The following is a 14372-nucleotide window of genomic DNA, read 5'->3' as shown; positions in this document are numbered from 1 at the left end:
AAAACGAACCATTCACTTTTAGAGATCTTCCGACATACTGATTATGTCCCCTGAGGAGATCGCCATGCGTAAAGCCCGATTCACCGAACACCAGATCATTACCGTTCTGAAGTCCGTCGAAACCGGACGTACCGTCAAGGATGTCTGCCGTGAAGCCGGTATATCTGAAGCCTCGTACTACAACTGGAAAGCAAAGTATGGCGGTATGGAAGCCTCTGATATCAAAAAGATGAAAGACCTAGAGGATGAAAACCGACGCCTCAAACAGATGTTTGCTGATCTCAGCCTTGAGTGCCGGGCACTTAAAGACGTCATCGAAAAAAAGCTTTAAAACCAGCGATAAAGCGTGAACTCGTCAGCTATCTGACGGCGCAATTTGCCATGAGTTTACGCCAGGCCTGCAGAACGTTATCGCTGAGCAGGACGGTATATTTTTATCAGCCCGATGCCCGGCGTGATGAACCGGTGATCCATGCGCTGACTGAACTGGCAGAACGCTATCCGCGCTACGGTTTTAAGAAGCTGTTCCAGCTGCTGCGCAGGCTGGGCAATACCTGGAACCATAAACGCGTTCACCGGATTTACTGCCTGCTGAAACTGAATTTTCGTCGTAAGGGAAAACAGCGGCTGCCAGTGCGTAATCCAGCACCACTGGCGACGCCGCAAGCGTTAAACCAGAGCTGGTCCATCGATTTTATGCACGATGCGCTGGTCTGCGGCAGACGCTTCCGGACCTTCAATGTGGTGGATGATTTTAACCGTGAAGCTCTGGCGATAGAAATCGACCTTAATATCCCGGCGCAACGCGTCGTCCGGGTGCTGGACAGGATCGTGGTAAATCGCGGCTACCCGCTGAAGATGCGGATGGATAACGGGCCGGAACTGATATCACTGGCTTTAGCCCAGTGGGCTGAAGACCACGGCGTGATGCTGGAATTTATCAAGCCGGGTAAGCCAACACAAAATGCTTTTATCGAACGGTTCAACCGGACATACCGGACAGAAATCCTGGATTTTTACCTGTTCAGAACACTGAATGAAGCACGGGAAATTACAGAGCGCTGGCTGACGGAATACAACAGTGAGCGACCCCATGAATCCCTGGATAACCTGACGCCGGAAGAGTACCGGCTGATGGCTGAAAAACCGGAACTCTCAAAAAGTGCGTGGAACTAATGCTGGGATACTTACAGTTTTATTTTTTCCCTGCACCTCCGCGTAAAATAAAATAATTCAGCTTAATCAATACTTTACTTTTTCTTGAGGTAGTGTATCTGGAGGCTACAACTGAAAAACACTGAAATTCTTTTCAAACTTTTCAGTTGGGGATTTTTCTCAGAAGCCCAGACGTGGCACGTGCTGGCGTTTGGGTTTGTGGAAAAATAAAACTGAAAAATTTTTACGATCCAAAGTGTGCAGGCGGGTGCGGTTGCGGTGTAGTGCCGTTTCCGTCCTAGATCAAATTTTGCCATGTATTAACTGGAAATTAATTGACAATTATTCTTTGAGTTGATTTATTGAAAGTAAGTTGAGCTTCATAATAGTACAGATGTTTATTATTGGATTTTTAATTACTTACAAAGTATATAATATAAGGAAAATAGTATGTCTTTAAGGCTATTACAGCAAGCTATACAAGAAAGAAAACCAATTTCATTTGAGTATAATAAGGAAGGTAAGGTTCAAGGTGAAAGAATTGGTAATACACATGCTGTGTTTATAATGAGAAGGAAAGATAGCAGTGAGTCGACAAAGGTTCATATCGTACAAACTGCTGGTGTGACAGATTCGGGAAAAGATTTCCCTGACTTTAGAATGTTTGATATTACGGAAATAACCAATGTTCGTATTATTGACTCAGAACCCAATTTTGTTATAGACGCACGTTATAATCCATTGTGGGACGGTTATGCCCATGTCATAGCGAAGGTGTAATATGAGTATTGACCATTCCTTTTTGATTGGTACTGATGGTGTAAATGATTTAAAGTTAAATATATCCGGGCTGGATTCTGACTCTCGAGATGTATCTAATTTGAGTTTTAATTTTTTTGCACATTGTTCGAATACAGGCACGCCTAGATTTACTTGTCAATTAGAGATTGGTCACTTAAGATCATTATATAGATACCTTTCGCAATATAGTGTTATCCGTGAAGACACCTCCAACTCTACGGGACGTTTTGTTGAGGTTGACAGTAATCATCAAGAGATTATGCAGTTATTAGAACATGCGGATAACACTTCACTTGTTTTAGCTCTTCAGCACGTGATTAGTAATCGGCTTACTAATGACGATATAAATACTATTTTAGGAAGAAAAGATGCTCTAAATGAATACCAAGGAATGTATGGCGATCCTGATAACTTCAATGAGCCTCATTGGCAAAGGTTTTTTGAAAGGAATGAATGGATATTTGGCTATGGTCTAAGGTACAAATATTTAAGTATTCTACAACGTGAGGCGCATTTATCGCATACGGATTTAAATGGTTCCAATGATGTCATCGCTGATTTTTTAATGTCAGATGCAAGATTTACTAAAATAGTAGAATTAAAAACACCTCAGACTAATTTATTCGTAAATAGACAAAATAGAGCGGACTCTTGGAGGCTATCGAGTGAACTGACAGATGCGGTTAGTCAGATTCTTGCTCAAAAAGCTAATTGGGAAATTGAAAGTCAAAGGGATAATTATACAGCTGCTGGTGAGCTAATTTCAGAGAGAACACACGATGCTGAATGTATACTTATTATCGGAAATTTAGGCTCTATTGAGGGCAATGAAAAAGAAAAGGCTATTAAAAGAAAAACTTTCGAGCTTTATAGAAGAAACTTAAAGAACATCGATATTATTTGCTATGATGAGCTTCTCGAACGAGCAAGGTTTATTGTACGAAGTGCAGAGTTACTTGAAGATGCCATTGGTGATGCTTTAGCTCTTGAGTAATACTCTGCTTCTATTGATGCTTATATGTAAAGTATAAAATTTATTCAGTTTTATAAGTAGGAGAAATATTGTGAAATTAGATGGGTTAGAAGTATTTCAAGAGTTAGTTATAAAAGTGAGTATTGACCTATCGTCAGCCCGTGAAAAAATACTCAGTAAGGTTAGTGCACCTTGGAGTAATATGATAGAAGAGGAGCGGGAAATAAGAGGTGCAGCTATTGATGATGAGGATGTTATCGTTTTTTCAAGAGAGCCTTTCGATAACGTAGATGAGTCAAGCCTAATACTTTGGCAAGATGGAAATAGTTATCGTGTCGCGAATATAGTTCCAAAAAATGTAGGTGATTTAGGTATTAAAAAATATAATTTAATACTTCGTGATTTTTACGAAAAAGTTATTTATCCGTTAGTTAAAGAAGAAGGGTTCAATGTGACTATTTCATCAAAAACACAATCACTTGATGATTGGTTGGATGAGTCAACTGCGAATTCTTTGAGTTTATTTTTAAGAATGGCAAACAAATACACAGGCGCTTCACACCCACTAGATGAACAGCGCTGGTATGAGTTTCTAATTAATGCTCATAAATCCTCTGCCTCATTAGATGCAGAGCAGTTATCTCGCTGGTTGATTGAGGTTGATAGTTGGCCTGATGAAATTGCTAGAGAGTTAGCTATTAATTATGAGTTCGCTCGAGGTTTACTGAAAACTTACGACGAAAAATAACTATGATGACTAAAAGAATTGATTTTATAAATCTAGCTGAAATGGGGAAGCCTATTTTTCTCTTAGATACTTGCTCTTTTCTTGACATTATTAGGGATATAACTAGAGAAACAGTGACAAAGAGTAATGTTGAGGCAAGCTTTCACTTGCTAAGAATAGCAGAGGAGGATAACGGCCTTATTTTATTAATGGCTGAACAAGTGATGCATGAACTAAATGATAATGAATCCTATGTGGAAGATGAGGCAAAAAGATCTCTTGTGAAATTTAAGAGTCAGGCGATTCGTGTAAATGATGTGGCCTCTTTTTTGGTTCTCAAAATAATTTAGATGTGGGGCATCTAGATGCACATGTAGCTAGAGCAAAGAGTATATTAAAAAGGTGGAAAGATGTGTCTTATTTTATTCCTCAAGCTAAGGGTATTACAGAACGTGCCTACCTCAGGGTCACTAGTGCTAGAACGCCGTCAAGAAAAGGGAAGGAGTCAATGAAAGACTGTGTTGTGACAGAAACTTATCTAGATGTTGCCGATAACTTGCGAAGTTTAGGGTTAACATCTCCAATAGTATTTATCTCATCAAATACAAAAGATTACTATTCATCTAATATACCTAGATTATTAGATGATATTAGTGACGATTTCAAAAAAATCAATATTAATTATGCCCCAAACTTTGGGGGGGCTAAATATCTTTTAGGGGTTTAGTATATTATTTGCGTAGAATTGCAACATTTTTTTCGGCCTTCTAAATATTGCGCATGGCTATAAGTTCCTCGAATTTAGTTCTTATCAACATGCGCAAACTGCATTTCAATCCAGACGCTTTCAAAGCCATACTCATGCAAAATAGTGCTCACTGTATGTCGGAAACCATACCCAGTAGCTCGGCCATGATAACCGAGCATCTTGATCACTTTGTTTATGCTAGCTTCACTCATTGGCTTACGGGCATCGTTTCGTCCAGGGAACAGCAGTGAATGGCGCCCTGTGAGTACTTTTAGTTTTTCAAGGATCTCTAAAGCTTGAGTTGGAAGCGGCATCAGGTAGGGCGGCGCTTTTTCATCCGTTCTTTTACATTTCCCACAATGTATTCTCAAAATCGAACATTGAGTGCGCGTATAAACTCAGGCAATTTGCTTTCAGTTAGGAAAGAATAACAACGAGAAGTAGCAGGCTATCTCATTTATTGTATGAGGCTTCTCCCAGGATTTTGCGCGGCAAGCTATACGTCTGTAAGTAGCACAATGTGTATGACCAGAACTTTGAACTATGCGCATTAGAAGTTTGGATTTCACCAAACAACATTGGACGCTGCTAGATAATGTGATGGTTTAAAAGGTTTTTATAGAAATATTTGATGTGGTTAGAAGGGTTAATGGTGTCCCCGACTGGAATCGAACCAGTAACTAGCCCTTAGGAGGGGCTTGTTATATCCGTTTAACTACGGGGACCCTGCGGGCCGGCAACCTGAGCTGCCGGGGCAGTATACCTTTTTTTACCCGCAGAATAAGCGCTTAGCGGTGCGTTTGCTCATTCCCTCGCCAATATGCGGTGAATTTTGTACGTAGCCCCGGCTGCGATCACGGTTTTTTCGCCTTGGCGGCCCCTTTTTCCGCCTCCAGCTTCGCCGCCTTGTTTTTAACGCTCATATCGTTACGGATCTGCGCGTGGCTGATGAGCGCGAAGATAAATGTGCCGCCGATAATGTTGCCCGCCAGCGTCGGAATGGCGAATGGATAGAAAAATTCCTGCCAGGGGAGAGCGCCGCTAAACACCAGATACAGGATCTCGACCGAGCCGACCACGATATGGGTCAGGTCGCAGATCGCCACCAGATAGGTCATCAGCACAATGATCCAAATCTTGGCCGCCCCGGCGGAAGGGAACATCCACACCATGGTGGCGATGATCCAGCCCGCCAGAATGCCGTTGGCGAACATTTCTGACGGCGAGTTTTTCATCACCTCTTCCGACAGGCTGACGAAGGCGCTGCGGGTATTGTCGTCGAAAATCGGCATATGGATAAACGCCAGCGACGCCAGTCCGGTGCCAATCAGGTTACCGAGCAGCACCACGCCCCACAGGCGGAACAGGATCAGGAAGTTTCTCGGCGTCGGTTTGTGCATGATCGGCAACACGGCGGTGACGGTGTTTTCGGTAAACAGCTGTTGGCGGGCCATAATCACAATGATAAAGCCGAAGGTGTAGCCAATATTCTCGATAAAGAAACGGCTGGGATCGTCCGGCAAGCGGGCGTGAAAAATGCCTTTCGCCACCAGTGACGCGCCCATCGACAGCCCGGCGGCCACGGCGGACCACAGCAACGCTACCCAGTCGCGTTCCAGCTCTTTTTCACCTTCCATACGGATAAGCTCATGCACCGCCGCCGCGCGGGAGGGCAGGTTCTCTTCTTTTACCTCGATTTCTGATTTGCCCTGTTCGTGCTCTTTGCTTTCTACTTTTAGAGGATCATCGGCATTCGCTGTTGTGCGGGGTTGTTCGTCGCTCATGATTAACTTTCTCCGTCAGAGGTCGCCAGGGCTATCTATCAAGCGTAGTTGGCACACGGGCGGCGCGACAGAAATGCGGAAAATGGCGGAAAAAAGTAACAAGAGTTTAACGCCGTCGGTTTTTCCTACGCATTATTGATCTGGGCCGTCATATTACCCCTATTGGAGTAGCCGAGCGGCCGGTGGCGGGCTGCGTGCCGCAGGCGCCTTATGCTATGATTCGCTATCCCAAAGAAAAATATGAGTTCTCCCGATGCTGGAAGCTAAAAGTCTGAGCTGCGTCCGTGATGAACGCACCCTGTTTAGCGAGTTAAGCTTTACGGTGAAGCCGGGCGAGATTATTCAGGTGGAAGGGCCGAACGGCGCGGGCAAGACCAGCCTGTTGCGCATTCTGGCCGGGTTGGCGCAGCCGGAAAGCGGCGAAGTGTGCTGGCGTGGGCAAAATACGCTGCGCCACCGTGAGAATTATCATCAGGATCTGCTGTTCCTCGGCCATCAGCCGGGGATTAAAACCATGCTGACGCCCTTCGAGAACCTGCAATTTTACCAGGCGGTACGCGCTGCGCCCGATCGTCAGGCCATCTGGCGGGCACTGGAGCAGGTGGGGTTGGTCGGTTACGAGGATTTGCCGGTGGTGCAGCTTTCCGCCGGCCAGCAGCGCCGGGTCGCGCTGGCGCGTTTATGGTTAAGTGAGTGCCCACTGTGGATCCTGGATGAACCGTTGACGGCAATAGATAAACAAGGCGTGGCTGAATTGATTAGCCTTTTTGAGCAACATGCGCAGCAAGGCGGCATGGTATTGTTGACCACGCACCAGGATCTGGCCGGCACGACGCAGGCGGTAGGTAAAATCAGCCTGGCGGAGACTCTCTGATGTTTTTGACGGTATTGCGCCGCGAGCTGAAAATTGCCTTTCGCAAAGGGTCGGAAATCGTTAACCCGCTGTGGTTCTTCCTGATCGTTATCACGCTGTTTCCGTTGGGCATTGGGCCTGAACCGCAGTTGCTGGCGCGCATTGCGCCGGGGATTATCTGGGTGGCGGCGTTGCTGGCTTCGCTGTTGTCGCTGGAGCGTTTGTTTCGCGACGATTTTCTCGATGGCTCGCTGGAGCAACTGCTTCTGTTGCCGACGCCGCTGCCGATGACTGTGTTAGGCAAAGTGTGTGCTCACTGGGTCGTGACTGGGTTGCCGCTGTTAATCCTGTCGCCGTTGGTGGCGCTGCTGCTATCGCTGGATATGCAGACCTGGCTGGCGGTGGCGTTTACGCTGCTGCTGGGCACCCCGACGCTGAGCCTGGTCGGTGCCATCGGTGTGGCGCTGACCGTCGGGTTACGCAAAGGAGGCGTGCTGCTCAGCCTGCTGGTGCTGCCGCTGTATATTCCGGTGCTGATATTTTCCACCGCCGCTATCGACGCCGCTTCCATGGGCATGCCGATAGCGGGGTATCTGGCGATTCTGGGCGCCATGCTGGCGGGCAGCATAACGCTGGCCCCCTTTGCCACCGCCGCCGCTCTGCGAGTGAGCGTGCACTAGCATCACTGATTAACATGCGGGTTAACGCCGTTAAGAGCGTGTTCCACCGCGAAAGCTATTTTCGTCGCCCCACGATAGGGGGGCCACCTTAAAACATTTACCGTGAGCAATGACGACAATGTGGAAATGGTTACATCAATTCGCCCAGCCTGAACGGCTGTATCGTGTCTGCGGCCGTTTTGTCCCGTGGTTGGGGCTGGCCGGTGCCCTCTGCCTGGCGATCGGCTGGGTATGGGGCTTTGGTTTTGCGCCGAAGGATTATCAACAGGGCGACAGCTTCCGCATCATGTATATCCACGTGCCGGCCGCCATGTGGTCAATGGGCATCTACGCTTCGATGGCGGTGGCGGCGTTTATCGGCCTGGTGTGGCAGATGAAAATGTCCGATTCCGTGGTGGCGGCGATGGCGCCGGTCGGCGCGGTATTTACCTTTATCGCGCTGGTCACGGGGGCCGCCTGGGGCAAACCTATGTGGGGCACCTGGTGGGTGTGGGACGCGCGTCTGACCTCTGAACTGGTGCTGCTGTTCCTTTATATGGGCATTATTGCGCTGTATAACGCCTTTGAAGACCGTCGCCTGGCCGGCCGCGCCGCCGGTATTCTGGTGCTGGTAGGGGTGGTGAACATCCCGATTATTCATTTCTCTGTCGAATGGTGGAACACGCTGCATCAGGGTTCCACCAATATGCAACAGAGCATCGCGCCAAGCATGCGCACCCCGCTGCGTTGGGCGATCCTCGGCTATCTGCTGTTCTTCATTACGCTGACCCTGATGCGGTTGCGCAATCTGATCCTGGCCCAGGAGCGTCAGCGCCCGTGGGTTGCCGGGCTGGTCAACAAGGAGCGCCAACCATGAATGCCGCATTTACCTCCTGGTCGGCGTTTTTCGCCATGGGCGGCTACGCCTTTTACGTTTGGCTGGCGGTGGCCGTCACGCTGTTGTCGTTGCTGGGCCTGGTGGCTCACACCTGCTGGCAGCGCAGGCAACTGCTGGATGAAGTCAGCCGTCGTCAGGCGCGCGAACGACGCATTCGTCAGTCGCAGCAGTCGAAACAAAAATCCGCTGATCCGCGGGAGAAATCATTGTGAATCCACGTCGTAAAAGCCGCCTGTATCTGGCGATTGTCGTGCTGATCGGCGTGGCGCTGACTGCTACCCTGACGCTGTACGCGCTGCGCTCCAACATCGATCTGTTTTATACCCCGAGTGAAATTCTGCAGGGCAAGGGGGAGGATCACGAAAAACCGGAGGTGGGCCAACGCCTGCGCATTGGCGGCATGGTGATGCCCGGCTCGGTGAAGCGCGATCAGAAAACGCTGCAGGTCAACTTCAAGATTTATGATGCGCGCGGCGTGATTGATGTCACCTATACCGGCATTCTGCCGGATCTGTTCCGTGAAGGGCAGGGCGTGGTGGCGCAAGGCGTGCTGGGCGAAGGCAACGTGGTCAACGCGCGTGAAGTGCTGGCGAAACACGATGAAAAATACACCCCGCCGGAAGTGGCAGACGCAATGAAAGAAAACCATAAGGGGCCGGCTTCGGCCTACACCGCCCCGCAAAATGAGGGCGGCAAGTCATGATGCCGGAAACGGGAAGTTTTCTGCTGTGCCTGGCATTGGCGATTTCGCTGCTGCTGAGCATTTATCCACAGTGGGGCGCGGCGCGTCAGGATAATCGCATGATGGCGGTGGCGCGCCCGCTGACCTACGGCATGTTCGCCGCCATTGCACTGGCGTTCATCTGCCTGGTGCACGCCTTTGTCGTGAATGATTTTACCGTGGCCTATGTGGCCGCCAACTCCAACAGCCAACTGCCGGTGTATTACCGCATCGCCGCCACCTGGGGCGCGCATGAGGGATCGCTGCTGCTGTGGGTACTGTTGCTCAGTTGCTGGTCATTGGCGGTGGCGCTGTGCAGCCGTTCAATGCCGCAGGATGCGGTGGCGCGCGTGCTGTCGGTGATGGGCATGATCACCGCAGGCTTCCTGCTGTTTATCATCATGACCTCCAACCCGTTCACACGCACGCTGCCGAACTTCCCGATCGACGGCAGTGACCTCAATCCGCTGCTGCAGGATATCGGCCTGATCTTCCATCCGCCACTGTTGTACATGGGGTATGTCGGCTTCTCGGTGGCGTTTGCCTTCGCCATCGCCTCACTGATGGCCGGCCGGCTGGATACCGCCTGGGCGCGCTGGTCGCGGCCCTGGACCACGGCGGCCTGGGTGTTCCTCACTATGGGGATCGTGCTGGGTTCCGCCTGGGCCTATTACGAACTGGGTTGGGGCGGCTGGTGGTTCTGGGATCCGGTGGAAAACGCGTCCTTTATGCCTTGGCTGGCCGGTACGGCGCTGATGCACTCGCTGGCGGTGACCGAAAAACGCGGCACCTTCAAGGCCTGGACGGTGCTGCTGGCCATTACCGCCTTCTCGCTGTGCCTGCTGGGCACCTTCCTGGTGCGTTCCGGTGTGCTGGTTTCGGTACACTCTTTTGCTTCCGACCCGGCGCGCGGCATGTTTATCCTCGCCTATCTGGTGATCGTGATCGGCGGTTCCCTGCTGCTTTACGCGGTCAAGGGCGGGCAGGTACGCAGCCGGGTGCAGCATGAAACCTTCTCGCGCGAAACCTTCCTGCTGGGCAACAACGTGCTGTTGATTGCCGCCATGCTGGTTGTGCTGCTGGGCACGTTGCTGCCGCTGGTGCACAAACAGCTGGGCCTGGGCAGCATTTCTATCGGCGAACCCTTCTTCAATACCATGTTCACCTGGCTGATGGCGCCGATGGCGCTGCTGATGGGCATCGGCCCGCTGGTGCGCTGGCGTCGCGATGAACCGACCAAGCTGTGGCGCCGCTTGAGCGTGGCGCTGGCGATCACGCTGGTGCTGTCGATCCTGCTGCCGTGGCTGTTACAAGACAGCATTGCCGGCATGACGGTGGTCGGGCTGATCATGGCGGTGTGGGTGATTATTCTGACGCTGATGGAGTTGCATGAGCGCGCTACCCATCGCCACGGTTTCTGGCGCGGCCTGAGCCACCTTTCCCGCAGCCACTGGGGCATGGTGTTGGGCCACCTCGGGGTCGCGGTGACGGTGATCGGCATTGCGTTCAGCCAAAACTACAGCGTGGAACGCGATGTGCGCATGAAGGCCGGCGACAGCGTGGACATTCACAGCTACCACTTTGTGTTCCGCGACGTGCACGATATTCGCGGCCCTAACTACAGCGGCGGCGTCGGTATTATCGACGTCACGCGCAACGGCAAGCCGGAAGCCACGCTGCACGCGGAGAAACGTTACTACAGCGTGGCACGCAGCATGATGACCGAAGCGGCTATCGACGGCGGTTTCAGCCGCGATCTGTATGCGGCGCTGGGGGAGGAACTGGACGACGGCTCCTGGGCGGTGCGGCTGTATTACAAACCCTTCGTGCGCTGGATCTGGTTCGGCGGGGTATTTATGGCGATTGGCGGCATCTTGTGCATTCTCGATCCGCGCTATCGGATGAACAAAAAACTCAAGCGTGAAGGCAAGCTGGAGGAGCAGGCATGAACCGTAAGTTACTGTTTATCCCGTTAATCCTGTTCCTGTTGCTGGTGGCGGCCTTTATGGTGCAATTGACGCGCAATGCCGGCGGCGAGGATCCGACTATGCTGGAGTCTGCGCTGATCGGCAAACCGGTGCCGACTTTTAAGCTGGAGTCGCTCGACCAACCCGGAAAAACGTTCGATCAGGCGGTGCTGCGTACCGGCAAGCCGATGTTGTTGAACGTTTGGGCGACCTGGTGCCCAACCTGCCGTGCCGAGCATCAATACCTCAATACCCTGGCTGCGCGCGGCATTCGCGTGGTGGGGCTGAACTATAAGGACGACCGCAGCAAAGCGGTCACCTGGCTGAATTCATTGGGCAATCCCTATGCGCTCAGCCTGTATGACGGCGATGGCATGCTGGGATTGGATCTTGGCGTGTATGGCGCGCCGGAGACGTTCCTGATCGACGGGCAGGGCATTATTCGTTACCGCCATGCCGGGGATATGAACGAGCGTGTCTGGCAGCAGGAAGTGTTGCCGCTGTACAAAAAGTACGGGGGTGAAGCATGAGGCTGATTGCCCTGATGTTTGCCGCATTGCTGAGCTGGAGCGCGGCGGCGGCTATCGATACCTATAAATTCAACTCGGTTGAGCAGGAACAGCAATACCGTGAGCTGACCGAACAGCTGCGCTGCCCGAAATGCCAGAACAACAGTATCGCCGATTCCAACGCCATCATCGCCGCAGACATGCGCACCAAGGTGTACGAGCTGATGATGCAGGGGCAGAACAAACAGCAGATCATTGATTATATGGTGGCGCGCTACGGCAATTTCGTCACCTATGAACCGCCGGTGACCCCGGCGACGCTGATCCTGTGGGTTGGCCCGTTGCTGTTTGTGCTGATCGGCGGTGCGGTGGTGATACTGCGCACTCGCCGCCGCCGTGCCGGCGCTGCTAACGATGAATTCTCCGAACAGGAGCAACAGCGCTTGGCGGCGCTGCTGAAAGAGACTGACAGGAAGAAACCCTAATGGCTTTTTGGCTGATTATTATTGTGCTGTTGGCCGGCGCTGCGGCGCTGCTGGTGGTGCCTGCGATGCGCCAGGGCAAGCAGGGCGCGGCTACCAGCCGCGACGCATTGAATAAGGCGCTTTATCAGGATCGCCTGCACGAGCTGGAGCAGGATGAAGCGCAGGGCGTGGTTGCCGAGCGCCCGGTGCTGGTAAAAGAACTGCAACAGAACCTGCTGAACGACATTCCCGGCCAACAAGATGTGCAGACGAAACCGATCACCCGTTGGGCGCTGGTGCCTGGCGTGTTGCTGCTGGTGGTGGTCACCCTGGGGTTCTATCTGAAAACCGGTGGGTTGGCGCAGGTGATGGACTGGCAGCAGGTGCAAGCCCAAATGCCGGAGTTGCGTGCGCGCGTCGCCAATGAGCGTGCTCAGCCGCTGAGCATGGAAGAGATTGCTCGCCTTGGGCTGGGGCTGCGCACCGCACTCCAACAAGACGATCGCAACATCAACGACTGGATGATGCTGGGCCGCGTCGGCATGGCGCTGAATAACGCCACAACGGCGACGCAGGCATTTGCTCATGCTTATCAATTGGATCCGAATAATCTGGAAGTGCGCCTCGGCTATGCGGAAGTGTTGACGCGATCCAACGATCCGGAGGATAACAAGCAAGCCACGCAGATGCTGCGCAAGATGATCGCCGACGATCATACCAATCTGCGCGTCTTGAGCTTGCTGGCGTTCAATGCCTTCGAACAGGGTGATTTCAAACAGGCGATCGGCGCCTGGCAGGTGATGTTGAAACTGCTGCCGGACAACGATCAGCGCACCGAGGTGTTAAAGCGCAGTATTGCACAAGCAAAATCACAGGCGGGCGAAGAAACTGTTAAACTGAATGTAAACGTGACGTTATCGCCCGAGGCGACTAACGCTTTACCACAGCAGGGGACGCTGGTCATTTCGGTGACCGATGGTGCCAACCCGGTGCCTGTTGCGGTAAAACAACTGCCCTTAAGCCGTTTCCCACTGTCATTCTCTTTGGATGACAGCAACGCCATGATGCCTGAACGCCTGCTTTCGGCGCTGCATCAGGTGAAGGTGCGGGTACGGATTTCTCACGACGGTCTGGCCACGCCGCAGGCGGGCGACTGGTTTGGTGAGAGTGAGCTGCAGAATTTCAGCGGTAAAGAGCAGGTTAGCGTTCAGATTAACAAGCAGGTTCCCTGAATAAAAAGACCGAACGTATTTTCATGGAGAAAAATATGAACTTTCGCCTGACTGGGCTGGCTTTCGCAACTGTGCTATTGGTGGGCTGTGCCAGCGCGCCGCAAGATGAACCACAAGGGCGATCCGATCCTCTGGAAGGATTTAACCGGACGATGTTCGACTTTAACTATAACGTCCTGGATCCGTACGTATTGCGCCCGGTGGCCGTGGCCTGGCGCGACTATGTGCCCATGCCGGCGCGTAACGGTTTAAGCAACTTCACGTCGAACCTGGAAGAGCCGGCCAGCATGGTCAACGCCTTCCTGAAGGGCGACCCGTATCGCGGGATGATTCACTTCAACCGTTTCTTCCTTAACACCCTGCTGGGGATGGGTGGTCTGATCGACGTGGCGGGGATGGCGAACCCGAAACTGGCGCGCGAAGAACCGAACCGTTTCGGCAGCACGCTGGGGCATTACAATGTCGGCTACGGCCCTTATGTGATGTTACCTGCCTATGGCAGCTTCACCCTGCGTGAAGATGGCGGCGATTGGGCGGATACGGTCTATCCGGTGCTGAGCTACCTGACCTTCTGGATGTCGGCGGGTAAATGGGTGGTTGAGGGGATTGAAACCCGCGCCCAACTGCTGGATTCCGACGGGCTGCTGCATAACTCTTCCGATCCTTACGTAATGGTGCGTGAAGCCTACTTCCAGCGTCATGACTTCCTCGCGAGCGGCGGTTCACTGAAGGCGGAAGAAAACCCGAACGCCAAGGCGATCCAGGGCGATCTGGACGAAATCGATTCAGCGAAATAATTCCTCGCCAAGAGAGTATGAAAACCCGCCGCCAGGCGGGTTTTTTGTTATAAAACGGCAACAAAAAAGCGCCCCGCAGGGCGC

Annotated in this window: 17 protein-coding genes, 1 tRNA gene and 1 pseudogene; 16 read left to right on the top strand and 3 right to left on the bottom strand. The window is 51.9% G+C overall.

Annotation, left to right across the window (positions count from 1 at the left end; genetic code table 11):
* Nucleotides 1–64: 64 nt before the first annotated feature.
* The 6 genes from SPL01S_RS16630 (at nucleotide 65) to SPL01S_RS25310 (ending at nucleotide 4383) form a co-directional block, all read left to right on the top strand.
* Nucleotides 65–1176, top strand: a protein-coding gene (locus SPL01S_RS16630; RefSeq protein ID WP_111738501.1) for an IS3 family transposase whose coding sequence is annotated in 2 segments (ribosomal slippage) — nucleotides 65–326 and nucleotides 326–1176 — 1113 coding nt in all. Because the reading frame shifts where the segments join, the coding sequence is not laid out codon by codon here.
* A gap of 429 nt (nucleotides 1177–1605) precedes the next feature.
* The gene (locus tag SPL01S_RS16625; RefSeq protein WP_063201320.1) at nucleotides 1606–1935 is read left to right on the top strand and encodes a hypothetical protein; all 330 of its coding nucleotides are present in this window, start codon (nucleotides 1606–1608) and stop codon (nucleotides 1933–1935) included.
* A 1-nt stretch (nucleotide 1936) separates the two neighbouring features.
* The gene (locus tag SPL01S_RS16620) at nucleotides 1937–2950 is read left to right on the top strand and encodes a Shedu immune nuclease family protein (RefSeq protein ID WP_063201318.1); all 1014 of its coding nucleotides are present in this window, start codon (nucleotides 1937–1939) and stop codon (nucleotides 2948–2950) included.
* Between the two features lie 70 nt (nucleotides 2951–3020).
* Complete coding sequence (locus SPL01S_RS16615) at nucleotides 3021–3677, top strand: hypothetical protein (protein WP_063201316.1); 657 nt, start codon at nucleotides 3021–3023, stop codon at nucleotides 3675–3677.
* 2 nt (nucleotides 3678–3679) lie between these two features.
* The gene (locus SPL01S_RS25045; RefSeq protein WP_063201314.1) at nucleotides 3680–4006 is read left to right on the top strand and encodes a hypothetical protein; all 327 of its coding nucleotides are present in this window, start codon (nucleotides 3680–3682) and stop codon (nucleotides 4004–4006) included.
* A 62-nt stretch (nucleotides 4007–4068) separates the two neighbouring features.
* Nucleotides 4069–4383: a hypothetical protein gene (locus tag SPL01S_RS25310; RefSeq protein ID WP_147424913.1), complete on the top strand. Its 315-nt coding sequence runs from the start codon at nucleotides 4069–4071 to the stop codon at nucleotides 4381–4383.
* On the opposite strand, the pseudogene SPL01S_RS16605 reads toward SPL01S_RS25310, so the two are convergent.
* From SPL01S_RS16605 to SPL01S_RS16595, 3 genes and pseudogenes are all read right to left on the bottom strand, one after another.
* Nucleotides 4372–4782 (bottom strand): annotated as a pseudogene (locus tag SPL01S_RS16605) (tyrosine-type recombinase/integrase); the annotation flags it as partial. The gene SPL01S_RS25310 and the pseudogene SPL01S_RS16605 overlap by 12 nt on opposite strands.
* Nucleotides 4783–5054: 272 nt before the next feature.
* Nucleotides 5055–5129: transfer RNA gene (locus SPL01S_RS16600), tRNA-Arg, on the bottom strand.
* Nucleotides 5130–5258: 129 nt separating this feature from the next.
* Nucleotides 5259–6188: a formate/nitrite transporter family protein gene (locus SPL01S_RS16595; RefSeq protein ID WP_013813956.1), complete on the bottom strand. Its 930-nt coding sequence runs from the start codon at nucleotides 6186–6188 to the stop codon at nucleotides 5259–5261.
* Nucleotides 6189–6441: 253 nt separating this feature from the next.
* Here SPL01S_RS16595 and ccmA point away from each other — a divergent pair, with 253 nt between their 5' ends.
* The 10 genes from ccmA to mlaA all read left to right on the top strand — a co-directional run bounded on the left by ccmA (nucleotide 6442) and on the right by mlaA (nucleotide 14288).
* Entirely contained in the window at nucleotides 6442–7062 is a 621-nt protein-coding gene (gene ccmA / locus SPL01S_RS16590; RefSeq protein ID WP_063201312.1) for a cytochrome c biogenesis heme-transporting ATPase CcmA, read from the top strand.
* Nucleotides 7062–7721 (top strand): heme exporter protein CcmB, encoded by a 660-nt coding sequence (gene ccmB / locus SPL01S_RS16585; RefSeq protein ID WP_004947525.1) that lies wholly within the window; start codon nucleotides 7062–7064, stop codon nucleotides 7719–7721. Before ccmA ends, ccmB begins: the two co-directional genes overlap by 1 nt.
* A gap of 118 nt (nucleotides 7722–7839) precedes the next feature.
* Nucleotides 7840–8577 (top strand): heme ABC transporter permease, encoded by a 738-nt coding sequence (locus tag SPL01S_RS16580; protein WP_013813954.1) that lies wholly within the window; start codon nucleotides 7840–7842, stop codon nucleotides 8575–8577.
* The gene (gene ccmD, locus SPL01S_RS16575) at nucleotides 8574–8810 is read left to right on the top strand and encodes a heme exporter protein CcmD (RefSeq protein WP_004947521.1); all 237 of its coding nucleotides are present in this window, start codon (nucleotides 8574–8576) and stop codon (nucleotides 8808–8810) included. The genes SPL01S_RS16580 and ccmD overlap by 4 nt, the downstream gene beginning before the upstream one ends.
* Nucleotides 8807–9301 carry a cytochrome c maturation protein CcmE gene (gene ccmE, locus SPL01S_RS16570; RefSeq protein ID WP_004947520.1) on the top strand — a complete coding sequence of 165 codons (495 nt, stop codon included), beginning with the start codon at nucleotides 8807–8809 and terminating at the stop codon, nucleotides 9299–9301. The genes ccmD and ccmE overlap by 4 nt, the downstream gene beginning before the upstream one ends.
* Nucleotides 9298–11268 (top strand): heme lyase CcmF/NrfE family subunit, encoded by a 1971-nt coding sequence (locus tag SPL01S_RS16565; protein WP_063201309.1) that lies wholly within the window; start codon nucleotides 9298–9300, stop codon nucleotides 11266–11268. The genes ccmE and SPL01S_RS16565 overlap by 4 nt, the downstream gene beginning before the upstream one ends.
* Nucleotides 11265–11816 carry a DsbE family thiol:disulfide interchange protein gene (locus tag SPL01S_RS16560; protein WP_013813951.1) on the top strand — a complete coding sequence of 184 codons (552 nt, stop codon included), beginning with the start codon at nucleotides 11265–11267 and terminating at the stop codon, nucleotides 11814–11816. The genes SPL01S_RS16565 and SPL01S_RS16560 overlap by 4 nt, the downstream gene beginning before the upstream one ends.
* The gene (locus tag SPL01S_RS16555) at nucleotides 11813–12280 is read left to right on the top strand and encodes a cytochrome c-type biogenesis protein (RefSeq protein WP_006326986.1); all 468 of its coding nucleotides are present in this window, start codon (nucleotides 11813–11815) and stop codon (nucleotides 12278–12280) included. The genes SPL01S_RS16560 and SPL01S_RS16555 overlap by 4 nt, the downstream gene beginning before the upstream one ends.
* Entirely contained in the window at nucleotides 12280–13491 is a 1212-nt protein-coding gene (gene ccmI / locus SPL01S_RS16550; protein ID WP_063201307.1) for a c-type cytochrome biogenesis protein CcmI, read from the top strand. Before SPL01S_RS16555 ends, ccmI begins: the two co-directional genes overlap by 1 nt.
* A 35-nt stretch (nucleotides 13492–13526) precedes the next feature.
* Nucleotides 13527–14288 carry a phospholipid-binding lipoprotein MlaA gene (gene mlaA, locus SPL01S_RS16545; protein WP_004947508.1) on the top strand — a complete coding sequence of 254 codons (762 nt, stop codon included), beginning with the start codon at nucleotides 13527–13529 and terminating at the stop codon, nucleotides 14286–14288.
* Nucleotides 14289–14372 lie beyond the last annotated feature (84 nt).

The sequence above is a fragment of the Serratia plymuthica NBRC 102599 genome (assembly GCF_001590925.1).
GTDB lineage: Bacteria > Pseudomonadota > Gammaproteobacteria > Enterobacterales > Enterobacteriaceae > Serratia > Serratia plymuthica.
The sequence above is the reverse complement of the archived record's forward strand: the minus strand, read 5'-3'. Positions and strand labels throughout refer to the sequence as shown.

What these genes read in the sequence shown, in the direction of transcription:
- SPL01S_RS16625 (WP_063201320.1), top strand. Translation starts at nt 1,606, where the DNA reads ATGTCTTTAAGGCTATTACAGCAAGCTATACAAGAAAGAAAACCAATT.
- SPL01S_RS16620 (WP_063201318.1), top strand. Translation starts at nt 1,937, where the DNA reads ATGAGTATTGACCATTCCTTTTTGATTGGTACTGATGGTGTAAATGAT.
- SPL01S_RS25045 (WP_063201314.1), top strand. Translation starts at nt 3,680, where the DNA reads ATGATGACTAAAAGAATTGATTTTATAAATCTAGCTGAAATGGGGAAG.
- SPL01S_RS16595 (WP_013813956.1), bottom strand. Translation starts at nt 6,188, where the DNA reads ATGAGCGACGAACAACCCCGCACAACAGCGAATGCCGATGATCCTCTA.
- ccmA (WP_063201312.1), top strand. Translation starts at nt 6,442, where the DNA reads ATGCTGGAAGCTAAAAGTCTGAGCTGCGTCCGTGATGAACGCACCCTG.
- ccmB (WP_004947525.1), top strand. Translation starts at nt 7,062, where the DNA reads ATGTTTTTGACGGTATTGCGCCGCGAGCTGAAAATTGCCTTTCGCAAA.
- SPL01S_RS16580 (WP_013813954.1), top strand. Translation starts at nt 7,840, where the DNA reads ATGTGGAAATGGTTACATCAATTCGCCCAGCCTGAACGGCTGTATCGT.
- ccmD (WP_004947521.1), top strand. Translation starts at nt 8,574, where the DNA reads ATGAATGCCGCATTTACCTCCTGGTCGGCGTTTTTCGCCATGGGCGGC.
- SPL01S_RS16565 (WP_063201309.1), top strand. Translation starts at nt 9,298, where the DNA reads ATGATGCCGGAAACGGGAAGTTTTCTGCTGTGCCTGGCATTGGCGATT.
- SPL01S_RS16560 (WP_013813951.1), top strand. Translation starts at nt 11,265, where the DNA reads ATGAACCGTAAGTTACTGTTTATCCCGTTAATCCTGTTCCTGTTGCTG.
- SPL01S_RS16555 (WP_006326986.1), top strand. Translation starts at nt 11,813, where the DNA reads ATGAGGCTGATTGCCCTGATGTTTGCCGCATTGCTGAGCTGGAGCGCG.
- ccmI (WP_063201307.1), top strand. Translation starts at nt 12,280, where the DNA reads ATGGCTTTTTGGCTGATTATTATTGTGCTGTTGGCCGGCGCTGCGGCG.
- mlaA (WP_004947508.1), top strand. Translation starts at nt 13,527, where the DNA reads ATGAACTTTCGCCTGACTGGGCTGGCTTTCGCAACTGTGCTATTGGTG.